The 20,170-nt window shown below is 65.9% G+C and carries 24 protein-coding genes; 13 read left to right on the top strand and 11 right to left on the bottom strand.

The features are described from left to right. The first annotated feature begins 22 nt into the window (after positions 1-22). A complete protein-coding gene (locus tag PARHAE_RS02595; protein WP_126153048.1) occupies positions 23-820 on the top strand; it encodes a glycosyltransferase family 25 protein in 798 nt (265 codons plus the stop codon). On the opposite strand, the gene PARHAE_RS02590 is transcribed toward PARHAE_RS02595, so the two are convergent. Continuing rightward, on the bottom strand, positions 821-1,477 hold the full coding sequence (locus PARHAE_RS02590; RefSeq protein WP_126153047.1) for a peroxiredoxin: 657 nt from the start codon (positions 1,475-1,477) through the stop codon (positions 821-823). Positions 1,478-1,642: 165 nt separating this feature from the next. Here PARHAE_RS02590 and PARHAE_RS02585 point away from each other — a divergent pair, with 165 nt between their 5' ends. From PARHAE_RS02585 to rfbA, 10 genes are all read left to right on the top strand, one after another. Beyond that, entirely contained in the window at positions 1,643-3,082 is a 1,440-nt protein-coding gene (locus PARHAE_RS02585; RefSeq protein WP_206436846.1) for an aldehyde dehydrogenase family protein, read from the top strand. A 104-nt stretch (positions 3,083-3,186) separates the two neighbouring features. Next, a complete protein-coding gene (locus tag PARHAE_RS02580) occupies positions 3,187-3,924 on the top strand; it encodes a flagellar motor protein MotB (protein WP_126153045.1) in 738 nt (245 codons plus the stop codon). Positions 3,925-3,992: 68 nt separating this feature from the next. Beyond that, positions 3,993-5,309, top strand: a complete 1,317-nt coding sequence (locus PARHAE_RS02575; protein ID WP_126153044.1) for a flagellar hook protein FlgE — start codon at positions 3,993-3,995, stop codon at positions 5,307-5,309. A 43-nt stretch (positions 5,310-5,352) separates the two neighbouring features. Then, the gene (gene flgK / locus PARHAE_RS02570) at positions 5,353-6,777 is read left to right on the top strand and encodes a flagellar hook-associated protein FlgK (protein WP_164555116.1); all 1,425 of its coding nucleotides are present in this window, start codon (positions 5,353-5,355) and stop codon (positions 6,775-6,777) included. A 2-nt stretch (positions 6,778-6,779) separates the two neighbouring features. After that, positions 6,780-7,790, top strand: coding sequence for a hypothetical protein (locus PARHAE_RS02565; protein ID WP_164555115.1), 1,011 nt, complete (start codon positions 6,780-6,782; stop codon positions 7,788-7,790). A gap of 17 nt (positions 7,791-7,807) precedes the next feature. Continuing rightward, positions 7,808-8,890, top strand: a complete 1,083-nt coding sequence (locus PARHAE_RS02560; protein WP_126153115.1) for a flagellar basal body P-ring protein FlgI — start codon at positions 7,808-7,810, stop codon at positions 8,888-8,890. An 87-nt stretch (positions 8,891-8,977) separates the two neighbouring features. Then, on the top strand, positions 8,978-9,538 hold the full coding sequence (gene rfbC, locus PARHAE_RS02555) for a dTDP-4-dehydrorhamnose 3,5-epimerase (protein ID WP_126153041.1): 561 nt from the start codon (positions 8,978-8,980) through the stop codon (positions 9,536-9,538). Further along, on the top strand, positions 9,535-10,575 hold the full coding sequence (gene rfbB, locus PARHAE_RS02550) for a dTDP-glucose 4,6-dehydratase (protein ID WP_126153040.1): 1,041 nt from the start codon (positions 9,535-9,537) through the stop codon (positions 10,573-10,575). The genes rfbC and rfbB overlap by 4 nt, the downstream gene beginning before the upstream one ends. Then, positions 10,572-11,429 carry a dTDP-4-dehydrorhamnose reductase gene (gene rfbD / locus PARHAE_RS02545; RefSeq protein ID WP_126153039.1) on the top strand — a complete coding sequence of 286 codons (858 nt, stop codon included), beginning with the start codon at positions 10,572-10,574 and terminating at the stop codon, positions 11,427-11,429. The genes rfbB and rfbD overlap by 4 nt, the downstream gene beginning before the upstream one ends. Further along, positions 11,426-12,304 (top strand): glucose-1-phosphate thymidylyltransferase RfbA, encoded by an 879-nt coding sequence (rfbA, locus tag PARHAE_RS02540; RefSeq protein ID WP_126153038.1) that lies wholly within the window; start codon positions 11,426-11,428, stop codon positions 12,302-12,304. Before rfbD ends, rfbA begins: the two co-directional genes overlap by 4 nt. Here the strand turns inward: rfbA and PARHAE_RS02535 are convergent. The 10 genes from PARHAE_RS02535 to PARHAE_RS02490 are packed head-to-tail and all read right to left on the bottom strand — an operon-like array spanning position 12,274 to position 17,893. Beyond that, entirely contained in the window at positions 12,274-13,242 is a 969-nt protein-coding gene (locus tag PARHAE_RS02535) for a glycosyltransferase (protein ID WP_164555114.1), read from the bottom strand. The genes rfbA and PARHAE_RS02535 overlap by 31 nt on opposite strands. A 60-nt stretch (positions 13,243-13,302) precedes the next feature. After that, positions 13,303-13,872, bottom strand: coding sequence for a hypothetical protein (locus PARHAE_RS02530; protein ID WP_126153036.1), 570 nt, complete (start codon positions 13,870-13,872; stop codon positions 13,303-13,305). Between the two features lie 9 nt (positions 13,873-13,881). Further along, complete coding sequence (gene flgH / locus PARHAE_RS02525; protein WP_126153035.1) at positions 13,882-14,607, bottom strand: flagellar basal body L-ring protein FlgH; 726 nt, start codon at positions 14,605-14,607, stop codon at positions 13,882-13,884. 13 nt (positions 14,608-14,620) lie between these two features. Then, positions 14,621-15,034 (bottom strand): flagellar basal body P-ring formation chaperone FlgA, encoded by a 414-nt coding sequence (gene flgA / locus PARHAE_RS02520; protein ID WP_126153034.1) that lies wholly within the window; start codon positions 15,032-15,034, stop codon positions 14,621-14,623. Then, complete coding sequence (flgG, locus tag PARHAE_RS02515; protein ID WP_126153033.1) at positions 15,034-15,819, bottom strand: flagellar basal-body rod protein FlgG; 786 nt, start codon at positions 15,817-15,819, stop codon at positions 15,034-15,036. The genes flgA and flgG overlap by 1 nt, the downstream gene beginning before the upstream one ends. 11 nt (positions 15,820-15,830) lie before the next feature. Continuing rightward, positions 15,831-16,547 (bottom strand): flagellar hook-basal body complex protein, encoded by a 717-nt coding sequence (locus PARHAE_RS02510; RefSeq protein WP_126153032.1) that lies wholly within the window; start codon positions 16,545-16,547, stop codon positions 15,831-15,833. 3 nt (positions 16,548-16,550) lie between these two features. Next, positions 16,551-16,817 carry a flagellar biosynthetic protein FliQ gene (locus tag PARHAE_RS02505; protein WP_126153031.1) on the bottom strand — a complete coding sequence of 89 codons (267 nt, stop codon included), beginning with the start codon at positions 16,815-16,817 and terminating at the stop codon, positions 16,551-16,553. Positions 16,818-16,820: 3 nt separating this feature from the next. Continuing rightward, positions 16,821-17,105 carry a flagellar hook-basal body complex protein FliE gene (gene fliE, locus PARHAE_RS02500; RefSeq protein ID WP_126153030.1) on the bottom strand — a complete coding sequence of 95 codons (285 nt, stop codon included), beginning with the start codon at positions 17,103-17,105 and terminating at the stop codon, positions 16,821-16,823. Positions 17,106-17,117: 12 nt separating this feature from the next. Then, positions 17,118-17,510, bottom strand: coding sequence for a flagellar basal body rod protein FlgC (gene flgC, locus PARHAE_RS02495; RefSeq protein WP_126153029.1), 393 nt, complete (start codon positions 17,508-17,510; stop codon positions 17,118-17,120). Beyond that, the gene (locus tag PARHAE_RS02490; protein WP_126153028.1) at positions 17,510-17,893 is read right to left on the bottom strand and encodes a FlgB family protein; all 384 of its coding nucleotides are present in this window, start codon (positions 17,891-17,893) and stop codon (positions 17,510-17,512) included. Before PARHAE_RS02490 ends, flgC begins: the two co-directional genes overlap by 1 nt. 78 nt (positions 17,894-17,971) lie before the next feature. Between PARHAE_RS02490 and PARHAE_RS02485 the strand changes: the two genes are divergently transcribed. Together PARHAE_RS02485 and PARHAE_RS02480 are read left to right on the top strand one after the other, a co-directional pair. Continuing rightward, entirely contained in the window at positions 17,972-19,315 is a 1,344-nt protein-coding gene (locus PARHAE_RS02485; protein WP_126153027.1) for a FliI/YscN family ATPase, read from the top strand. A 107-nt stretch (positions 19,316-19,422) separates the two neighbouring features. Continuing rightward, positions 19,423-20,166 carry a Crp/Fnr family transcriptional regulator gene (locus tag PARHAE_RS02480; RefSeq protein ID WP_241232640.1) on the top strand — a complete coding sequence of 248 codons (744 nt, stop codon included), beginning with the start codon at positions 19,423-19,425 and terminating at the stop codon, positions 20,164-20,166. Positions 20,167-20,170 lie beyond the last annotated feature (4 nt).

The raw sequence follows: 20,170 nt of genomic DNA, 5'->3' as shown, positions 1-20,170 counted from the left end.
GAAACAGGCTGCGAGGCCATCGATGCAGCATCCCGTCTATCTCATCAACCTGGACGGTTCGGACGACCGGCTTCGGTCGGCCAAGCGCCAACTGGACGATGCGGGCATACCCTTTGAGCGCGTCCCCGCATTCGACGGCAGGGCGCTGCGGGTGGAGGAGTTCCCCGAATACGATGCCGCCGGTGCGATGGCTTATATGGGCCGTCCGCTGCGCGGGGGCGAGATCGGTTGCTATCTCAGCCATCTCGACTGCGCGCGCCGCTTTCTGGAGAGCGGCGCCCCCTGCGGGCTGGTGTTCGAGGACGATATGCAACTGAACCCCGGCTTTGCCGAGGGGCTGCGCATCGTTCTGGACTGGCTGGACGAACATCGGAACTGGGATCTGGTGAACCTCGGTTCCCCCCAGCACAAGATCTATACGCCGATTATGGAGTTCAGCGCAGCCGGGCGCCGTTACGACCTGACCCGTGCCCATTACTTTCCCATGACCGCCACCGCGCTGATCTGGTCGCGGCAGGGGGCGGAAAGCTTTGTGCAAACGCATGACCGCATCACGCGCGGCGTGGACAACCATTTCCGGCACTGGCTGACGCGCAGCGATCGGGGCCTGTCAGTCTGGCCCCCGCTGGTCACGACGACGGGCGCGGAAAGCGTCATCGAAGGCGGGTCTGGCAAGCGATCCGCCCAGGGTCGCCACCCGCTTTACGGGTTGATCAAGCAGCGCCGCCAGATCGTGAACAAGTGGATCGCTTGGCGGCACAAGCGCGATCTGGCGCGGCGGGGGAAGGCCGCGGGCGACGCCGCGCCCCCCCGGTCCTGATCAGGCAGGATCCTTGGCAAAGCGCAGATAGGGCAGCTTGATGTCCAGCGGGCCGTATTTCTCCTCGGCCGCTTTGTCGTCCAGCGACAGGGCCACGATCACGTCCTGACCCGGCTGCCAGTCGGCGGGGGTCGCGATGGGCACGCCGTCGGTCTTGCGCACCGCGTCCAGCGCGCGCAGGATCTCGGCGAAGTTGCGGCCGATGGACATCGGATAGGTCAGCGTCAGGCGGATCTTCTTGTCGGGACCGATGATGAACACGCTGCGCACGGTAGCCGAATGGGCCGGGGTGCGGCCTTCGTTCGGCAGATAATATTCGGCCGGCAGCATGTCATAGGCCTTGGCGACGGTCAGGTCGCGGTCGTCGATGATCGCGAAATTCGCCGGGACACCCGCAACCTGTTCGATGTCGCGCTTCCATTTGCCGTGATCCTCGACCGAATCGACCGAGACGCCCAGAACCTTGGTGCCGCGCTTTTCGAATTCCGGGACCAGCCGGGCCACGGCGCCGAATTCGGTCGTGCAGACCGGCGTGAAATCACGCGGATGGCTGAAGAGGATCGCATAGCTTCCGTCCAGCCAGTCGTGAAAGCGGATCTCGCCCTCGGTCGAGGGGGCGGTGAAATCGGGGGCGATGTCGTTGATACGCAGGGACATGAGGGGCCTTTCGAGAGGGAACGTTCCGGCAGAATAGGGGAAACGAACCGGAATGCCAGTCTTTTATCTACTTCATTGGTCGAGATTAACAAGGCTTGCACAGGGCCGCCCGTCGTTTCACCTTGTGCGGGAAATCCGAACGGGGAAGGGATCGCCATGACCGGGCTGCTGGACAAGCGCAAGTTCTATATCGACGGGCAATGGGTCGATCCCGTCCGCGCCAACGACCTCGAGGTGATCGACCCTTCGACCGAGGAGGCCGTGGCGGTCATCAGCCTGGGCGACCGGGCCGATACCGACCGGGCGGTCGCCGCCGCCAAGGCGGCGTTCGCCGACTGGTCGCTCACCGAGCCCGCAGAACGGCTGCGCCATGTCGAACGGATCCTGGAAATCTACAATCGCCGGGCGCCGGACATGGCCTGGGCGATCAGTCACGAAATGGGCGCGCCGCAGGACATGTCGCTGGGCGACCAGGTTGCCGCGGGCACCTATCACATCCAGAATTTCATCAACGCCTTCAAGGAATTCGACTTCATCCGCCCGTTGGGGGATCACGCCCCGACCTCGATGGTGGCATGGGAGCCGGTGGGCGTTGTCGGGCTGATCACGCCCTGGAACTGGCCCATGAACCAGGTCACGCTGAAGGTCATCCCGGCGATCCTGGCGGGCGATACCTGCGTGCTGAAACCGTCCGAGATCGCGCCCCTGTCCTCGATGGTCTTTGCCGAGATCGTGGACGAAGCCGGCCTGCCCAAGGGCGTCTTCAACCTGGTTAACGGCGACGGGCCGGGGGTCGGCACGCAGCTTTCGACCCACAAGGACGTGGACATGATCAGCTTCACCGGATCGACCCGCGCCGGGATCGCGATCACCAAGGCGGCGGCGGACACGCTGAAGAAGGTCGTGCTGGAACTGGGCGGCAAGGGGGCCAACATCGTCTTCGCCGATGCCGACGACAAGGCCGTGGTGCGCGGCGCGCGGCATTGCTTCTACAACAGCGGCCAGTCCTGCAACGCGCCGACCCGGATGCTGGTCGAACGCTCGATCTATGACCAGGCGGTCGAAACGGCGGCCAGGGTCGCCCAGGAAACGCAGGTGGCCAGCGCGCATCAGCCCGGAAAGCATATCGGCCCTGTGGTCAGCAAGCTGCAATGGGACCGGATCCAGGATATGATCCAGAAGGGCATCGACGAGGGTGCGCGCCTGGTCGCCGGCGGCACCGGCCTGCCCGAGGGCGTGAACCGCGGCTATTTCGTCCGTCCGACCGTCTTTGCCGATGTCAGCAACGACATGACCATCGCCCAGCAGGAAATCTTCGGTCCGGTCCTGTCGATCATCCCCTTCGATTCCGAGGAACAGGCCATCGAGATCGCCAACGACACGCCCTACGGGCTGACCAACTATGTCCAGTCCCAGGACGGCGCCCGCCGCAACCGCGTGGCGCGGCGCCTGAGGTCGGGGATGGTCGAGATGAATGGCCAGTCGCGCGGGGCGGGGTCGGCCTTCGGCGGCGTCAAGATGTCGGGCCGCGCCCGCGAGGGCGGCGTCATGGGGCTGGAGGAGTTCATGGATTCCAAGGCCATCAGCGGCTGGCACAACGACTGATCGGGTCGTTCCGTCTGCGGATAATGCCTAGCATTTGAGGGGTCGGCTTGTTCCAAAGCCGACTTGCCGCGACATTGCGCCTGAACAGCGATGGCGGAATGGCGATGGCACGGCAGAAGGCGGCGACGGGTCCGACGATCCTGATCAAGCGGGTGACCGCTTCCGGCGAAGCCGGCCACCATGGCGGCGCCTGGAAGGTCGCCTATGCGGATTTCGTGACCGCCATGATGGCGTTCTTTCTGCTGATGTGGCTTCTGAACGCCACCACAGAACAGCAGCGCGCGGGCCTGGCCGAGTATTTCAATCCGACCATCGTGCGGACCCCCGGCGCCTCGGGCGAGGGGGTGGAACAGCTGGGCAAGGACGCCTCGGACGCGACCCTGGACCAGGTGGCCGAGGAGATCGGCCGCCAGCTTCACGCCACCGGCGGCGAATCGCAGCAGCTGACCAATCTTCTGCGCCATGTCGTCACACGCATGACCGACGAGGGGCTGGTCATTGAACTGGGCGATCTGACCGACCAAGCGCTGTTCGTGGAAGACAGCGCCCAGCCTCAGCCGGTCCTGTCCGAACTGACCCGAATCATCGCCCGCGTTATCGCCAAAACCCGCAACCAGATCGCCGTTTCCGGCCATGTCCGGGCCTATCCCGAGATGCTGGTGAATTCTCCGGTCTGGGCGCTGTCGGACGCCCGCGCCCATGCGGTCCGCAACCTGCTGGAGGGATCCAGCCTGGACGCCAAGCGAATCCAGCGGGTTACAGGATATGCCGACCGCAAGAGCAAGACCGGAAACCCCATGCATCCGGCCAACAACCGGATCGAAGTGATTTTACTCAGATAGGCCGGCGCGATTAGGCGAATCTTAAGCCCTGCGTCGGATGATCAAGACGAACTGAAAAAGGTGATGCCATGTCAATGTCTTCCGCGATGAGCGCCGGCGTTTCCGGGCTGGCGGCAAACTCCACCCGACTTGCAACGATTTCCGACAACATCGCGAACTCGGGCACCTATGGCTACAAACGGATGGAAACGGACTTCAATTCCTTCGTGCTGAACCAGCATCGCATCGCCGGGCTGTATTCTGCGGGCGGCGTCACGGCGACGACGCAGCGCCTGATCGAGGACGACGGGGGGGTGTCCACCACCTCTCACCCGCTGGACATCGCGGTGTCCGGGCGCGGAATGCTGCCGGTGACATCGGCGGTGGATCTGGACAACGGCTTTACCGACCTGCCCTTCATGATGACACGGACCGGATCGTTCCGCCCCGATGCCGAGGGTATCCTGCGCACGGAATCGGGCCTTGTCCTGATGGGCTGGCCCGCCCAAGCGGATGGCAGCATCCCGGTGATGTCGCGCGATACCATGACCGGGCTGGTGCCCGTCCAGATCAGCGCCAACCAGACCGCCGGCGATCCGACCACCCAGATATCCCTTGGCGTCAACCTGCCCGCGACCGAAACGCTGCCCACGGCGTCAGGCGCCTCGATCCCTTACAAGGTGGAATATTTCGGCAACCTGGGCACGTCGGAATCCTTGAATATCACTTTCACCCCCAACACCTCGGACGCCACGGGCATGTCCAGCACCTGGGTGATGGAGGTCCGCGATTCGGCGTCGAATCCGGCGTCCAATCTGGTCGGATCGTACCGGATCGTTTTCGATGAAAGTCAGGCGAACGGCGGCAGCATCGCCAGCGTGACCACGCTTAGCGGCGGGGCTTACGACCCGGCCACGGGGGCGATCGGTCTGGCCGTGGCGGGCGGGTCCATGGACCTGGTCATCGGTACGCCGGGCGGGACGACCGGAATGCGCCAGCTTTCGGCCAATTTCTCGCCCATCAACGTCACCAAGAACGGCTCGCCGGTCGGCAACCTGACCACGGTCGAGGTGGATGCGGACGGTTTCCTGAAAGCCAGCTATGACACCGGCTTCGTCAAGACGCTGTATCAGATCCCGCTGGTGGACGTGCCCAACCCCAACGGCCTGGTCTCGGTCGATTCGCAGGCCTTCACGATCTCACCCACCTCGGGCAGCTTCTTCCTGTGGGACGCGGGCGACGGCCCGACGGGTTCCGTCCAGGGCTATGCGCTGGAAGAATCGACCACCGACGTGGCCGAGGAGCTGACCCATCTGATCATGACGCAGCGCGCCTATTCGTCGAACGCCAAGATCATCCAGACCGTCGACGAGATGCTGCAAGAAACCACCAATATCAAGCGCTGAGGGGTAAGTTGGGATGAGCATCGCGCGCGCCCTTGGAAATGCCGTGTCTGGCTTGACGGCCACGGCGCGGGGCACCGAAACCGTGGCGGCGAACCTGGCCAATGCCGCGACCCCCGGCTATGCCCGGCGGGAACTGGCGGTCAGCGCCCAGACCGCGGGCGGCAATGCCGGGGGCGTGCGCGTCGATGGCGTCACCCGCGCCGTGAATGCCAGCGTGCTGTCCGAGTCCCGCTTGGCCGAGGCCGCGAGGGCCGAGGCTTCCACTCGGCTGGCCTTCGCCACCACGATCGAGGATCAGATCGGCATCGCCGGCAATGCCGGCAGCCTGGGGGCGGCGCTGACCGATTTCCAGACCGCATTGTCATCGGCCGCCAGCCGCCCCGACGACGAAATCCGCCTGACGCAGGCCGTGGACAAGGCGCAGGCTCTGGCCTCGCGGCTGAATGCGGCCTCCGACCAGGTTCAGGCCGCCCGTAGCGCGGCGGATCAGGCGATCGCCACCAATGTCGCCACGCTGAACAAGTCCCTGGCCGAGGTCGCGCATCTCAATCGCCGGATCACGGTGATGGAAGCCGACGGGTCAGACCCCTCGTCTTTGATCGACCAGCGGCAGGGGATCATCAGCGAGATCTCCAAGATCGTCCCGGTGCAAGAGGTGACGCGCGCCGCCGGTGCCGTGGCCCTGTTCACGACCGGAGGTGCCGTGCTTCTGGACGGCACTACGCCGACCGCCTTCGGCTTCGACGCGGCAGGTCAGGTGACGGTTGGCCAGACGGTCGGATCCGGGCTGGCGCTGCTGACGCAGAACGGCATCGACCTGACGCAGGCCCAGATGCGGCTTTACGCGGGCGGGTCGCTGGCGGCGAATTTCGCCATCCGCGACGAACTGGCCCCTGCGGTTCAGGCGTCGCTGGACGATCTTGCCTATGACCTGCATGAACGGCTGGCCGATCCTGCGGTCGACGGCACCCTGACCGCCACCTCGGCGGGATTGTTCACCGACGACGGCGTCCGCGCCAGCCTGGCGGACAAGACGGGGCTGGCAGGGCGGATCAGCCTGAATACCGCCGTCATCGAGTCCGAGGGCGGCGATGTGTGGCGCCTGCGGTCCGGGCTGGCAGCCAGTGCGGAAGGTGCCGTTGGCGACGCCACCCTGCTGGTCGCGATGTCGGATGCCCTGAACCAGGCGACCGCAGCCTTGGCGGGCACCGGATTCAGCGGCAAGGCCTCATTGGCCGACCGCCTGGGCACGGTGGAATCGCAGGTCTCGACCGCGCGGGTGAATGCCCAATCCGACGCCGCGATCCGCAACGGGCAGGCCGATACGATCTGGTCGCGGCTGGCGGCGGATGGGGTGGACAGCGATGCCGAAATGCAGCGGCTGCTGCAATATGAACAGGCGTATGCCGCCAATGCGCGGGTCATTCAGGCCATCCAGACCATGATGGATCAGATACTGGGGATATGACGATGACGGTGCAACCCATCGGGGATCAGGCGCGCGCCTTTGCCATGCAGGCCGCGACGAACCGGATCAAGACCACCATGGCAACCTTGACTGCCGAATTGGCCAGCGGCGAAGTCGCCGACCTGGGCGGCAGGCTGCAAGGCAACACCCAGAACCTCGCCGGGATCGAAGCGCGGATTGCTGCGCTGGCGCAGTTCGGGCGCAACGCCGCCGAGGCCGCCGCCCATACCAAGGGAATGCAGGACGCGCTGACCTCGGTCCAGACGACGGCCACCAGGATAGGGCAGAGCCTTTACCTGGATCCCCAGGCTGCGACGGATGCGCTTGTGGCCACCCGCTCGGCGGAAGCGGCTTCGTCCTTGCAGGCGGTGATCGGCCAGTTGAACGGCTCGGTCGGGCAGCGTTTTCTGTTTTCCGGCATGCAGAGCGACACCCAGCCCCTTGCCTCGGCGGAAACCATCCTGACCGCCTTGACGACCCAGGTCGCAGGGCTGACCACGGCGGCAGATGTGGCCCAGGCGGTGTCGGATTGGTTCGATGCGCCCCCCGGCGCGGGCGGTTTTGCCGATGTTGCCTATCATGGCGGAACCGGCGGGCAGCTGGCCCCCATCGGTGAAAGCATGACGATCACCCTGACCACGACCGCCCTGTCGCCCGCCATCCGCGACAGCCTCAAGGGCTTGGCGGCGGCGGCGATGGTCGATCGCGGCGCCCTGGCCGGAAACGGGGCCGAACAACGGATGCTGTTGCAGGCGGCAGGCAAGTCGTTGCTGGACAACTCGCCGCCCTTGATCGCCGAGATGGCACGCGTGGGCTATGCTCAGCAGCTTATCGCCACGGCTCAGACCGAGGGGTCCGCTGCGACAGCCACGCTGCAAACTGCCCGCAACACCTTGCGAGAGGCCGATCCGCTGGCGACCTCAACCGCGCTCAGCGATGCGGAAACCAAGTTGGATACGCTTTACTCCGTGATCGGGCGGCTATCGCAGCTGAAGCTGGTGGATTATCTGTGATGCGGCGTCTTCTTGCGATGATCGTCATGGCATTGCTGCCTGTGATCGCGGCAGCCGCCCCGGTTCGCATCAAGGATCTGGCCGATTTCGACGGCGTACGCGGCAACGACCTGGTGGGCTATGGCTTGGTCGTCGGCCTGGACGGCACCGGCGACGGCTTTCGCAACGCCCCCTTCACCGAGGAACTGCTGGCGGGGCTGCTGGAGCGGCTGGGCGTCAACGTCACGGACGAAGCGCTGCGATCCCGCAACGTCGCGGCTGTGGTCGTCACCGCGACCCTGCCGCCCTTCGCGCGTTCGGGCAGCCGCATCGACGTCAGCGTGTCGACCATCGGGGACGCCAAGAGCCTGCTGGGCGGGACCCTGGTGATGACGCCGTTGAAGGCGGCGGACGGCAATATCTATGCGGTGGCCCAGGGCTCGATCATCGCCAGCGGCGCGGCGGTCGAAGGCGAGGCCGCCCGCGTGGTCGAAGGTGTGCCGACCTCGGGCAAGATCCCGGTCGGCGCGCGGGTCGAGCGGGAGGTCGAATTCGATTTCGCCGGCATCCAGAATATCCGCGTCGCCCTGCGGAACGCCGATTTCACGACCGCGACCCGGATCGAGGATGCGATCAACAGCGACTTTGATCGCCGCGTTGCGACGACCCAGGACAGCGGCACGGTTCTTGTCGAATTCCGCCAGCTCGGCGCCGTCAATCCGGCGCGCGTTCTGGGGCGGATCGAGAACCTGACCGTCGAACCCGAGGACCGGGCCAAGGTGGTCATCGACCACAAATCGGGCACCATCGTGATTGGGGAAAGGGTGCGCATCTCGCGGGTGGCAGTGTCGCAGGGTGCCTTGACGCTGAGCGTGAGCGAGGCACCCATGGTGTCGCAGCCCAACCCCTTTGCGCGGGGCGAAACCGTGACTGTGCCCAGGACGGTTGCCGAATTGCGCAACGAACCCGGCATCGGCTTTGCCGAGGTGGCGGGCGAGACCTCGCTTAGTGATCTGGTCGAAGGGCTGAATGCCCTTGGTGTCCGGCCGCGGGAAATGATCGACATCCTGAAGTCGATCCATGCGGCAGGGGCGCTTCATGCCGATCTGGTGATTGAGTGAAGGACGGGATTTTTTCGCCTGACAAGTGACAGGCCCTGCCTTGTCGCATAGAGGGTAGGCGATGTTTCCAGTCCTTGGGTTGATCTGATGAAGATAGAAGCCACCGCCTTGCCCGATGTCCTGATCCTGACCCCCGCGCGGTTTGGCGACGAACGGGGTTTCTTTTCGGAAAGCTGGAATCGCAAGGCCTTGGCGGAAGCCGGACTGGACCTGCCCGATTTCGTGCAGGACAACCATTCAATGTCGCGCCGCGCGGGAACGGTGCGCGGGTTGCACTATCAGGCCCCGCCCTTTGCGCAGGGCAAGCTGGTGCGCTGCGGACGGGGCGCGCTTCTGGACGTGGCGGTCGATGCCCGGCGGGGCAGCCCCACCTATGGCCGATGGGTCGCAGTCCAGCTCAGCCATGATAACGGCCGCCAGCTCTGGATACCAACCGGGTTTCTGCATGGTTTCGTAACCCAGGAACCGGATACCGAAATCATCTACAAATGCACCGCCCATTACGACCGGGCGAGCGATGGGGCTGTCCGATGGGACAGCCTTGGCATCGATTGGGGGGTGGACGATCCGCTGCTGTCCAACAAGGACCGCGACGCCCCCGCCTTTGCCGAATGGACATCTCCTTTTGAATACGGGGCCGCAGCATGAAGATCCTTGTGACCGGCGGCGCCGGCTTCATCGGCTCGGCCGTGGTGCGCCTGGCCGTTTCGCGTGGACACGATGTGGTCAATGTCGATGCCCTGACCTATGCCGCCAATCCCGCGAATGTGGCCGAGGCCGCAGACAGCCCGCGCTATCGCTTCGAACATGTAGACATCCGCGACAGGGCTGCGTTGGACCGAGTTTTCGCGTCCCATCGGCCTGACGTGGTGATGCATCTGGCCGCCGAAAGCCATGTGGACCGATCCATCGACGGACCCGCCGCCTTCATCGAAACCAATGTGATCGGCACCTTCAACATGCTGGAGGCCGCGCGGGCTTACTGGATCGCGCAGGGCAGGCCAGGGGAATTCCGGTTCCACCATATCTCGACCGATGAGGTTTTCGGATCGTTGGGCGACACCGGCCAGTTCACCGAAACCACCCCCTATGATCCGCGCAGCCCCTATTCCGCCAGCAAGGCCGGGTCCGATCACCTGGTGCGCGCCTGGCACGAGACCTATGGCCTGCCGGTGGTTCTGACCAATTGTTCGAACAATTACGGGCCGTATCATTTCCCCGAAAAGCTGGTGCCGGTCGTGATCCTGAAAGCCCTGGCGGGAGAGCCGATCCCCGTCTATGGCGACGGCGGCAACGTCCGCGACTGGCTTTATGTCGAGGATCACGCCGATGCGCTGCTGCTGGTCGTCGAAAAGGGCCGGGTCGGCAGCAGCTACAACATCGGTGGCGAAAACGAGGCCAAGAACATCGACCTGGTGCGCACCATCTGCGCGCATATGGACGATCTTCATCCCGAAGGCGCGCCGCATGCGGACCTGATCACCTTCGTCTCCGACCGCCCCGGGCATGACCGCCGCTATGCGATCGATCCTTCGCGGATCCGCACCGAACTGGGCTGGCGGCCATCCGTCACGGTCGAGGAGGGCCTGCGCAGGACCGTCGAATGGTATCTGACCCATCGCGACTGGTGGCAACCGCTCTTGTCGCGCGACGGGGTCGGGAAGCGCCTGGGGCAGGCCGGATGACAGGGCTGCTGGTTCTTGGAAGGTCGGGGCAGCTTGGGCAGGCCCTGGCGCGCCTGGCGCCGGAGGCGACCGTCTGGGGCCGCGCTGAGGCCGATCTGTCCGAACCCCAGGCCGTCGCCGCGCGGATTCAGGCGCTGCGGCCGCAGGTAATCATCAACGCCTCTGCCTACACCGCCGTGGACCGAGCCGAATCCGAGCCCGAGGCGGCGGCGATGCTGAACGCCACCGCGCCCGGCCTGCTGGCCGGGGCGGCGGCCGATCTGGGGATCCCGTTTCTGCATGTCTCGACCGATTATGTCTTTGACGGGACGGGCGACAACGCGCGCGACGAGGATGCGCCGACGGGGCCTCTGGGCGTCTATGGGCAAACCAAGCTGGAGGGCGAGGGCCGGGTTGCGGCGTGCGGCGGGCAATGGGCGGTGATGCGGACATCCTGGGTGTTTTCGCCGGATGGCGCGAATTTCGTCAAGACGATGCTGCGCCTGGGGGCCGAGCGGGACCGGATCAACGTGGTCGCCGATCAGGTCGGCGGTCCGACGGCCGCCCACCGGATCGCCGCCGCCCTGCTGGAGATGGCGCGGCAGATGCAGGCGGACCGCGGCAAGGGCGGGCTTTATCATTTCAGCGGCGCGCCCGATGTCAGCTGGGCGGATTTCGCGCGCCGCATTTTCGCGCGTGCGGGGCTGGATTGCGCGGTCCAGGACATCCCCGGAAGCGATTATCCGACGCCTGCGCGGCGTCCGGCCAATTCGCGGCTGGACTGTTCGCGCATCGCGCGCGATTTCGGTATTGCCCGCCCGGATTGGCAGGCTGACCTCGACCAGGTTTTGACGCAATTGGGATATGCAAGATGACGGGACGCAAGGGCATCATTCTGGCGGGCGGATCGGGAACGCGCCTTTATCCGATCACGATCGGCGTGTCGAAACAGCTTCTGCCGCTGTATGACAAGCCGATGATCTATTATCCGATCAGCGTGCTGATGCTGGCCGGCATTCGCGAGATCGCGATCATCACCACGCCCGAGGATCAGGGACAGTTCCAGCGACTGCTTGGAACGGGCGAGCAATGGGGTCTGCGCTTCGAATGGATCGTCCAGCCCTCGCCCGACGGGCTGGCCCAGGCCTATATCCTGGCCGAGGATTTCCTGGCCGGCGCATCCTCGGCCATGGTGCTGGGCGACAACATCTTTTTCGGCCACGGCCTGCCCGAACTGCTGAAGGCGGCGGACGGGCGGACCGGCGGGGGCACGGTCTTCGGCTATCGCGTGTCGGATCCCGAACGCTATGGCGTGGTGGACTTCCAGACCGACGGCCGGGTCCGTGCGATTATCGAAAAGCCGGAACTGCCGCCGTCGAATTTTGCCGTAACCGGGCTTTATTTCCTGGACGGCACGGCCTCGGAACGCGCCAGGCAGGTCATCCCGTCCGAGCGGGGCGAGCTTGAGATCACCACGCTTCTGGAAAGCTATCTGCGCGATGGCAGCCTGACGGTGGAGAAGATGGGCCGCGGCTTTGCCTGGCTGGATACCGGCACCCATGGCAGCCTGCTGGATGCGGGCAATTTCGTGCGCACCCTGGAAAAGCGGCAGGGATTGCAGACCGGCTGCCCCGAGGAAATCGCCTTCGAGGCAGGCTGGATCACCGAAGACGCCCTGCGCGAACAGGCGCAGCGGTTTTCCAAGAACTCCTATGGCCGTTATCTGATGGCGCTGCTGGGGCCGCGCTGACGCAGCCTGCCCAACAGGGCCGCCGCGAACAGGGCGGCGGTCCCGGGCGCGGTCTGGCGATAGAGGCCGATCCGCGCCATCCGGGCTGCCGCCATCGGGCCCGGCTGATACAGGGCCGCGCCGAAGCGGTCCAGAATCCGGCGGTTTTCGGGCAAAAGCTCCGATCGGACGGCCTCCAGGGCGGCGTGATTGGCTGCCAGCCAGCCGCCATAGTCGCCCGCCAGCAACTTGCCGATGCGCTGCGACATGGCCGGAACCGTATCGTTGCGGCCCATCACGCTGTAAGCGTGCTGACGATAGAACAGGGCGGGACGGGGATCGTGGATCAGTGCCGCCCCCGCCCCCGAAGTGACCTGATAAGCCCACCAGTCATGCGATTCGATGTTTCGTGCCCGGGCCGCGGCGGCGCAGCGGCGCAGCAGCGCGGCGGCCTCGGCGTTGAAGACCGACGTATTGCCCGCCATGATCGCCTGTACCAGAGCGTTCCGGAAGCCCAAGGGGCGGTGGAAATGCCGCGACTGGGCGATCGGGACCAGGGCGGCGTCGGTGATGATCGTGCGGGCGGCGTAATGGACGGGGCCGTCCCGCCGGGATAGCGCCGCGGCGGCGCGGGCCAGCTTGTCGGGAAACCAGACATCGTCCTGGTCGCAAAAGGCGATGGCCCCTTCGGGCGCGGCGGTCAGAAGGTGCAGGAAATTCTGCGTGGCGCCTCGGCGTGGCCCGTCGATCATCTGCACCTGTCCGGCCGGACGCGAGGCCGCGAACGCCGCGACGATGCCGGGGGTTCCGTCGTCCGATCCGTCGTCGGACAGGATCAGGCGCCAGTTCCGGTGGGTCTGCGCCGCGATGCTGTCCAGTTGCGCACGGATGAAGCCCGCGCCACGATAGCTGGCAAGCAGGATCGTGATGCAATCGCTTTCCGGAAAGGCTTGGTCCACCGGCATGTCCTTGATCGGGCAGGGCCGGTTTCTGCCCTGCCGGCCTTGCCGATGCAACCGTCAGCTTGCCTGGCGGGCGATATCCTCGATCAGGACCGCCTTGACAGGCAGGTCGGTGCTGGCCTGCGCGGCCTTTTGCAGGCGCTCGCGCAACGGCGCCAGCCGCGCCTCGGAGGTGAAGTTGCCGTCGAAGCCGCCGGTATTGGCGTGGATCAGCAATTCGCGCAACAGGGCGTCGCGCAGGCGGTGTTCCTGCTGTTCCATCGCGGGCAGCTCGGCGCCGCCGGTTTCGATAGTCAGTGTCAGGATCATCACCGCGCCCATGTCGCCGTTGCGCATCAGCGGCACGAAGAACTGGGACGGGAAGGTGAACCAGGCCTCGGCGGGAACGGCGGTCTCGTCCCCGTGGCCGCCGCCGTGATCGGCAGCGGCGGCATGGCCGTTGGCCGCGGTAGGGTGGTCGGGGGCTTGCGCGGCGGCGTGTTCGTCAGCGGCGGGTTTTGCATCGCCATGATCGCCCTCGGCAGCGGCCTGTTCGGTTCCCTCGGGCGCGGGCCGCAGGATGTCGCCGGCGGCGACGCCCGCGACAAGGGCCAGGATGGGGATCAGCAGGGTCAGGATCTTCTTCATGGGCCACCCTCAATACGGCAGGATCACGTCGGCGATCTGCTGGCCGAAGCGGGGTTGCTGCACGTCGGTGATCTGCCCGCGTCCGCCATAGCTGATGCGCGCGCCCGCGATGCGGTCATAGGCGATCTCGTTGCTGCGGTCGATGTCGGCGGGACGCACGAAGCCGCTGACGGTCAGTTCGCGCAGTTCATAGTTCACCCGGACCTCCTGCGTCCCCTCGATCTGCAAGGTGCCGTTGGGCAGCGTGTCGATCACGGTCGCGGCGACGCGCAGGGTCAGCTTGTCGCGCCGGGTGATGTTGCCGCTGCCCTTGTAGGTCGAGGAGGATTCCGCTTCGGCCAGGTTGTCGAAGCTGGCGCCTTCGGGCAGTTTCTTGTTCAGGCGCTGCGGAATGCCGATCATCTGCGGAACGCTGACGCTTTCCCCCGAGGAGCGGCTGCGGCCCGAGGTGTTGGTCATCTGCGCCTCGTCGTCGATCTCGATCACCACGGTCAGGATATCGCCGCGCGTGGCCGCCCGCCGGTCGCTGATCAGCGACGAGGTGGTCCCCGCCCACAACGAGGCCGCGGCCTCGGGGCGGCCGGAATCGACGGGGATTTCCAGCGGCGGGTTGGTCATGGCAATGAATTCCTCGCTGTTGCGGGGCGAGGTGAGGGTGGGCGGCTTGCCCAGATGGTCGGCCCGCGCGCAGGCGGTCACGGCAAGGGCAAGGCAGATCAGGGCGGTCGGTTTCATCGGATGTCCTTGATTATTGCGTGGCCAGCAGGCTGCCGTCGGGCTGGACGACCGCGCTGATCGTGTTGCGGGATTCGAGGTTCATGACGCGGATCACGTCGCCCGCCGCGCCATCGGACAGGGTCCGCGCCTGGGCGACGATCCGCAGCCCGCCGCGCTGGAAGACCAGCGGATGGACCTGGTTTCGCCCTATCAGCTTGGGCGCCTGCAAGAGCGAGGCTTGCAGCGGCCGGCCTTCGTGGATGGTGATGCGGGTCTGCAAGCCGATGGCTTCGGACGGATCGGACAGTCCAGGCCGGTCGCCATCGACCGCGCGCAGGTCGGCAGCCGTGATGACCGTGCCCGCAGGCAGCGTGCGCGCCGCCGCCAGCACCGCCGCCGAGGCGGGCAGGGGGGCAAGCGCCAGAAGAAAGGCCAGCCACCGCATCAGCGCACCTGCGTCGTGGCCGCCAGCATCTGGTCCGCGGCGGTGATGACCTTGGCGTTCAGTTCGTATCCGCGCTGCGCCTTGATCAGTTCGGTGATCTCACGGACGGGATCGACCGAACTGTCCTCCAGATAGCCCTGGCGAAGAATGCCCAGCCCGTCGACGCCTGGCGTCGTCACCTGGGGCGTGCCGGAGGCGGCGGTTTCCAGGAACAGGTTCGAGCCGATCGCTTCGAGGCCCTTTTCGTTGGAAAAGCCCGCCATCGTCAGCTGGCCCAGCAGCTCCGGTTCGACCTCATCGTTGAAATCGGCGTAAACCTCGCCCGCGGCATTGATCGAGATCGAGCGCGCGTCGTCCGGGATGGTGATGTTCGGAACCACCGGATAGCCGTCCGAGGTGACGACCAGGCCGTCCGGGGACCGTTTCAGCCCGCCGTCGCGCGTATAGGCCGAAATGCCCGAGGGCAGCGTCACCTCCAGATAGCCGTTGCCGTCGATGGCCAGATCCAGGTCGCCCCCGGTCTGGATCGGCGACCCCTGTTGCAGGTTGATGCTGACCGCCGTGGGCCGCACCCCCAGGCCCAGCTGCACGCCCGCCGGGATGACGGTGCCGTCGGCGGCCGTCACGGTGCCGGGGCGCGTCGCCTGCTGATAGGTCAGGTCGGCGAATTCGGCACGCCGGGCGTTGTAGCCGGTGGTCGACATGTTGGCGAGGTTGTTCGAGATGACCTCGACACGGGTTTGCTGCGCGCTCATGCCGGTCGCGGCGATTTGCAAGGCTCTCATCGGTGGTCCTTTCAGCGGCTCATGCCGGCGATCGCGCTGCGGATGCGCTGATCTTCACGGTCGAGGAAGGATTGGCCCAGTTCATAGGCGCGCTGGACTTCGATCATGCGGGTGATTTCGAATACGGAATCGACGTTGGATTCCTCCAGGAAGCCCTGGCGGATGCGAACGTCGTCGACGGGTTCGGGCTGTCCGTCGATGGTGAAGGAGGTGCCGCCCTGATGGGTCAGTTGCGCCTCCTCGGGTGCGGTGAAGACGCCGATCTTGCCGAAGGCCACGCCGTTCGCGGACAGCGTGCCGTCCGCGCCCACCGCCACACCGCTGGCGCCCGCCGGGACGATGATCGGGGCCATCCCCTCGTCCAGCAGGCGGAAGCCTTCGGCGGTCATCAACTCGCCCTCGGCCGAGGGCAGGAAGGCCCCGGCGCGGGTCAGGCGGTTGCCCTCGGGCGTCTCGACCAGGAAGAAGCCGTCGCCCTCGATGGCCAGGTCGTAATTGCCGTTGGTCTGGGTCAGCACGCCCTGGCCCAGGTCGATCATCCGGCCCCGCGCATGGGCCATGGACAGGGTGTCGCCGTGCCGGTCCAGCGCGGACAGGTGTTCGGCGAAGATCACGCCTTCCCGCCGGAAGCCGGTGGTGTTGGCGTTGGCGATGTTGTTGGCCACCACCCGCATTTCCGCCATCAGCCCGGATTGCCTAGTCAGCGTCGCATAGATCGCGTTGTCCATCGCTCAACTTCCCGCGATCAGGGGGATGATCTGCCCGAGGTAGAAATCGGACAGCGCGGTGGTCATGAAGCTCATCGTGACCCAGAAGACGCCCAGCATAAGCCCGACCTTGGGCACGAAGGTCAGCGTCATTTCCTGGACCGAGGTCAGCGCCTGGAACAGGCCGATCACCACCCCGGCGATCAGCGCCACCGCCAGCATCGGGGCCGAGATGCGGACCGCGATCAGCAGGGCCTGGCGCAGCATGTCGAACAGCAGCGTCTCATCCATGGTTCACACCGGCATCCGCAGGATTTCCTGATAGGCCTCGACCACCTTGTCGCGGATGGCGACCACGGTCTCCATCGCCATCTCGGCCTCGGCCAGGGTCTGGACCAGGCGGTGGGTTTCCACCTGGCCGGTCATGGCGCCGGTGGCGACCTGGTCGACCTGGCCCATCTGGGCTGCGAAATCTTCGGCCGCATTGGACAGGGCCTGGACGGCGGGGGCGGGCTGGCCCGGCGCCACGGCGGTGCGGGCGGCGGAATAGGCGCTTGCTGCATTCAAACTGGTAAACATGGGTCGACCTTTCTAGCGGCGCAGAAGTTCCAGAAGCGACGCGCCCATCTGGCGCGTCTGCTCGAACATTTTCAGATTGGCCTCGTAGGCGCGGCCCGCCTCGCGCGAATCGGCGATCTCGATCACCAGGTCGACGTTCGACCCCAGGTAATAGCCGTCCTTGTCCGCCATCGGGTGCGAGGGGTCGTAGATGCGGGGCAAGTCCGATCGGTCCAGCCGCAGCTTCGAGGCCTCGACCTCTCCGGTGGGGCGGCCGAAACGGGTCGCCTCCTCGAAGGTGACCAGCTTGCGGCGATAGCCGGGCGTATCGATATTGGCGATGTTTTCGGCGGTATGGCGCAGGCGTTCGCTTTGCGCGCGCATCCCGGACGCGGCCAGGTGCAGGGCGGATACGGGCTTGTCCATCACGTTCTCCTTCCGATGCTGGTCCGCATCAGATCCAGGGCCGAGCTGTAGATGCCCAGCGACAGGTCGTGGCTGCGCTTGACCTCGGCCGCCTTCAGCATCTCCTCCTCCAGCGAGACGGAGTTGCCGTTGGGCGACACGCCGGTTTCATCCACCGTCTGGCGCGTCACGGGCGACCACTCGGGCGTGGCAAGGTGGCGCGGGTCGGTGGCCCGCATCGGGACCAGGCCCGTGCGATAGCTGTCGGCAAAGGACGCCGTATCGGCGGCCTTGAAGCCGGGGGTATCGGCATTGGCGATATTGCGCGCAACGACAAGGTGCCGCTGGCTGGCATGGGCGCCCAAGGCACGGGCCATGCGCATCATCTCGATCTTTTCAAACATGAGGCTTCTCCCTCATTGGCGATAACCCGGTCTTAACCCCGATTCGTTTAGAAACCGTTTGCAGGCTGGAAAAAACGGATGGCGGACATGGATCACCTGACCTCGATCGCGACACGGATCGCGGATTTGCGCATGACGCGGCACTTTGGCCGGGTGCATTCGATGCAGGCCGGCCTGATCCGGGTCGAGGGGTTGAACGGCCATGCCTCGGTCGGGGACAGGGTGCTGATTTCGCTTCAGAAAGGCCATGTCGCGGGGGAAATCGTGGGGCTTGCGCCGCGCCATGCCGATGTGCTGCCCGAGGGCGATTCCGAAGGGTTGTCTGTGGGGGCCCAGGTCGAGCTGCTGTTTGCCCCCTCGATTGCGCCCTGCGACGCCTGGGTGGGGCGAATCATCGACCCGCTGGGCCAGCCCCTGGACGGCCGTCCCCTGACACCGGGCCGCGAACCCCGTCCCTATCGCCGCGAGGCCCCGCCCGCCGTGCGCCGCAAACGGCTGGGCGCGCGCCTGCCCACGGGATTTGCCGTCTTCGACACGCTGCTGCCCCTGGTCACCGGCCAACGGATCGGACTGTTCGCGGGATCGGGCGTCGGCAAGTCCACGCTGCTGTCGGGGCTTGCCAAGGGCGTGCAGGCCGATGTGGTGGTCATCGCCATGATCGGCGAGCGCGGGCGCGAATTGCGCGAATTCGTCGAAAGGACCCTGGGACCGGAAGGGATGGCGCGGGCGGTGATCGTCGCCGCGACCTCGGACCGTTCGCCGCTGATCCGGCGGCGCTGCGCCTGGGCCGCGATGGCGGTGGCCGAACATTTCCGCGACCAGGGCCGGCATGTGCTGTTCCTGGCCGATTCGATCACCCGATTCGCCGAGGCGCATCGCGAGATCGCCCTGGCCGCGGGCGAGCCGCCCAGCTATCGCGGCTTTCCGCCATCCGTGTCGAACCTGATCATGGCCCTGGCCGAGCGGTCCGGGCCGGGGCTGGAGGGGACGGGCGACATCACCGGCATCTTCAGCGTCCTGGTCGCCGGGTCCGACATGGAGGAGCCGGTGGCCGACATCCTGCGGGGCACGCTGGACGGGCATGTGGTCCTGGATCGCACGATTGCGGAACGCGGGCGCTTTCCGGCGATCGATGTGGTAAAGTCGGTGTCGCGGTCCTTGCCCGACGCCGCCACCCCCGACGAAAACAGGATGATCGGCAAGGCCAGGGCCGCCTTGGGCGCCTATTCGGAATCGGAACTGATGATTCGCGCCGGTCTTTACGCTCCAGGGGCCGATCCCCGGCTGGACGAGGCCGTGAAGCTGTTTCCCCAGCTTGATGACCTGATCACCGTCAGGACGCCGGGCATCGCCGAGAGTTTCGCGGCCCTGGGCAGCGCCCTGCGGGTTCCGGCGCATGGGCGGCAGGCCGCGCGCGGCTGAACATAAGGTGAAACCAACAGCCAAGCATTTGAGTTGGCTTAATGAATGTTAGATGAAACCTGATCCCATTGCGCCGGTCCGGGCGATTTGCCACACCACGGGAAAGGATGGGGAACGAATTGGCGATCACCGAGTATTTTGTCCGCTATCTTCAAAGGCGTGACAGTCTCAGCACGAAAGACTTGGAACGCCTGCGGACGTTGAAGACCGAACATGCGAGCTATGCCCCTGGGGAGGTGATCGTCCCCGCGGGCAGCAGCCCCGATCGCAGTTGCATGATGCTGCGCGGGTTGTCGGCGCGGTCCCATCCGCTTGTCGGGCGGCCCGACGACCGGGTGATCACGGCGCTGCATGTGCCGGGGGATTTCGTGGATCTGCACGCCCTGGTGATGGCCAAGCTGGATCATTCGATCATCGCCGTCGGCCCGGCCGAGGTGGAATTCGTCGACCATACGGAACTGACCGAGATCACCGAGAATTTTCCCCACCTGACCCGGCTTCTGTGGATGGCCACGGTGCTGGACGCGGCGATCCATCGGCAGTGGCTGGTGGCGGCGGCGTCCCTGCGCTCCAGCGCGCATCTGGCCCATCTGCTGTGCGAAATCTATACGCGGCTGAACGCCGTGGGCGCCGCGTCCGAGCATCAGTTCCACCTGCCGCTGCTGCAACGCGAACTGGCCGATATCCTGGGCTATTCGCCGATCCATGTAAACCGCGCGGTGCGGGATCTGCGCGACCGCGGGCTGATCCGCTGGCTGGGCGCGGAGATCACCATCACCGACTGGAAGGGGCTGACGCTGCTGGCGCGGTTCGATCCGTCCTATCTGGATCTTGAACGCAGCAGGCGCTGAGGGC

It is taken from the genome of Paracoccus haematequi (genome assembly GCF_900631945.1).
GTDB lineage: Bacteria > Pseudomonadota > Alphaproteobacteria > Rhodobacterales > Rhodobacteraceae > Paracoccus > Paracoccus haematequi_A.
The sequence above is the reverse complement of the archived record's forward strand: the minus strand, read 5'-3'. Positions and strand labels throughout refer to the sequence as shown.

What these genes read in the sequence shown, in the direction of transcription:
- PARHAE_RS02595 (WP_126153048.1), top strand. Translation starts at nt 23, where the DNA reads ATGCAGCATCCCGTCTATCTCATCAACCTGGACGGTTCGGACGACCGG.
- PARHAE_RS02590 (WP_126153047.1), bottom strand. Translation starts at nt 1,477, where the DNA reads ATGTCCCTGCGTATCAACGACATCGCCCCCGATTTCACCGCCCCCTCG.
- PARHAE_RS02580 (WP_126153045.1), top strand. Translation starts at nt 3,187, where the DNA reads ATGGCACGGCAGAAGGCGGCGACGGGTCCGACGATCCTGATCAAGCGG.
- PARHAE_RS02575 (WP_126153044.1), top strand. Translation starts at nt 3,993, where the DNA reads ATGTCAATGTCTTCCGCGATGAGCGCCGGCGTTTCCGGGCTGGCGGCA.
- PARHAE_RS02565 (WP_164555115.1), top strand. Translation starts at nt 6,780, where the DNA reads ATGACGGTGCAACCCATCGGGGATCAGGCGCGCGCCTTTGCCATGCAG.
- PARHAE_RS02560 (WP_126153115.1), top strand. Translation starts at nt 7,808, where the DNA reads ATGATCGTCATGGCATTGCTGCCTGTGATCGCGGCAGCCGCCCCGGTT.
- rfbC (WP_126153041.1), top strand. Translation starts at nt 8,978, where the DNA reads ATGAAGATAGAAGCCACCGCCTTGCCCGATGTCCTGATCCTGACCCCC.
- rfbB (WP_126153040.1), top strand. Translation starts at nt 9,535, where the DNA reads ATGAAGATCCTTGTGACCGGCGGCGCCGGCTTCATCGGCTCGGCCGTG.
- rfbD (WP_126153039.1), top strand. Translation starts at nt 10,572, where the DNA reads ATGACAGGGCTGCTGGTTCTTGGAAGGTCGGGGCAGCTTGGGCAGGCC.
- rfbA (WP_126153038.1), top strand. Translation starts at nt 11,426, where the DNA reads ATGACGGGACGCAAGGGCATCATTCTGGCGGGCGGATCGGGAACGCGC.
- PARHAE_RS02530 (WP_126153036.1), bottom strand. Translation starts at nt 13,872, where the DNA reads ATGAAGAAGATCCTGACCCTGCTGATCCCCATCCTGGCCCTTGTCGCG.
- flgH (WP_126153035.1), bottom strand. Translation starts at nt 14,607, where the DNA reads ATGAAACCGACCGCCCTGATCTGCCTTGCCCTTGCCGTGACCGCCTGC.
- flgA (WP_126153034.1), bottom strand. Translation starts at nt 15,034, where the DNA reads ATGCGGTGGCTGGCCTTTCTTCTGGCGCTTGCCCCCCTGCCCGCCTCG.
- flgG (WP_126153033.1), bottom strand. Translation starts at nt 15,819, where the DNA reads ATGAGAGCCTTGCAAATCGCCGCGACCGGCATGAGCGCGCAGCAAACC.
- PARHAE_RS02510 (WP_126153032.1), bottom strand. Translation starts at nt 16,547, where the DNA reads ATGGACAACGCGATCTATGCGACGCTGACTAGGCAATCCGGGCTGATG.
- PARHAE_RS02505 (WP_126153031.1), bottom strand. Translation starts at nt 16,817, where the DNA reads ATGGATGAGACGCTGCTGTTCGACATGCTGCGCCAGGCCCTGCTGATC.
- fliE (WP_126153030.1), bottom strand. Translation starts at nt 17,105, where the DNA reads ATGTTTACCAGTTTGAATGCAGCAAGCGCCTATTCCGCCGCCCGCACC.
- flgC (WP_126153029.1), bottom strand. Translation starts at nt 17,510, where the DNA reads ATGGACAAGCCCGTATCCGCCCTGCACCTGGCCGCGTCCGGGATGCGC.
- PARHAE_RS02490 (WP_126153028.1), bottom strand. Translation starts at nt 17,893, where the DNA reads ATGTTTGAAAAGATCGAGATGATGCGCATGGCCCGTGCCTTGGGCGCC.
- PARHAE_RS02485 (WP_126153027.1), top strand. Translation starts at nt 17,972, where the DNA reads ATGGCGGACATGGATCACCTGACCTCGATCGCGACACGGATCGCGGAT.
- PARHAE_RS02480 (WP_241232640.1), top strand. Translation starts at nt 19,423, where the DNA reads ATGGGGAACGAATTGGCGATCACCGAGTATTTTGTCCGCTATCTTCAA.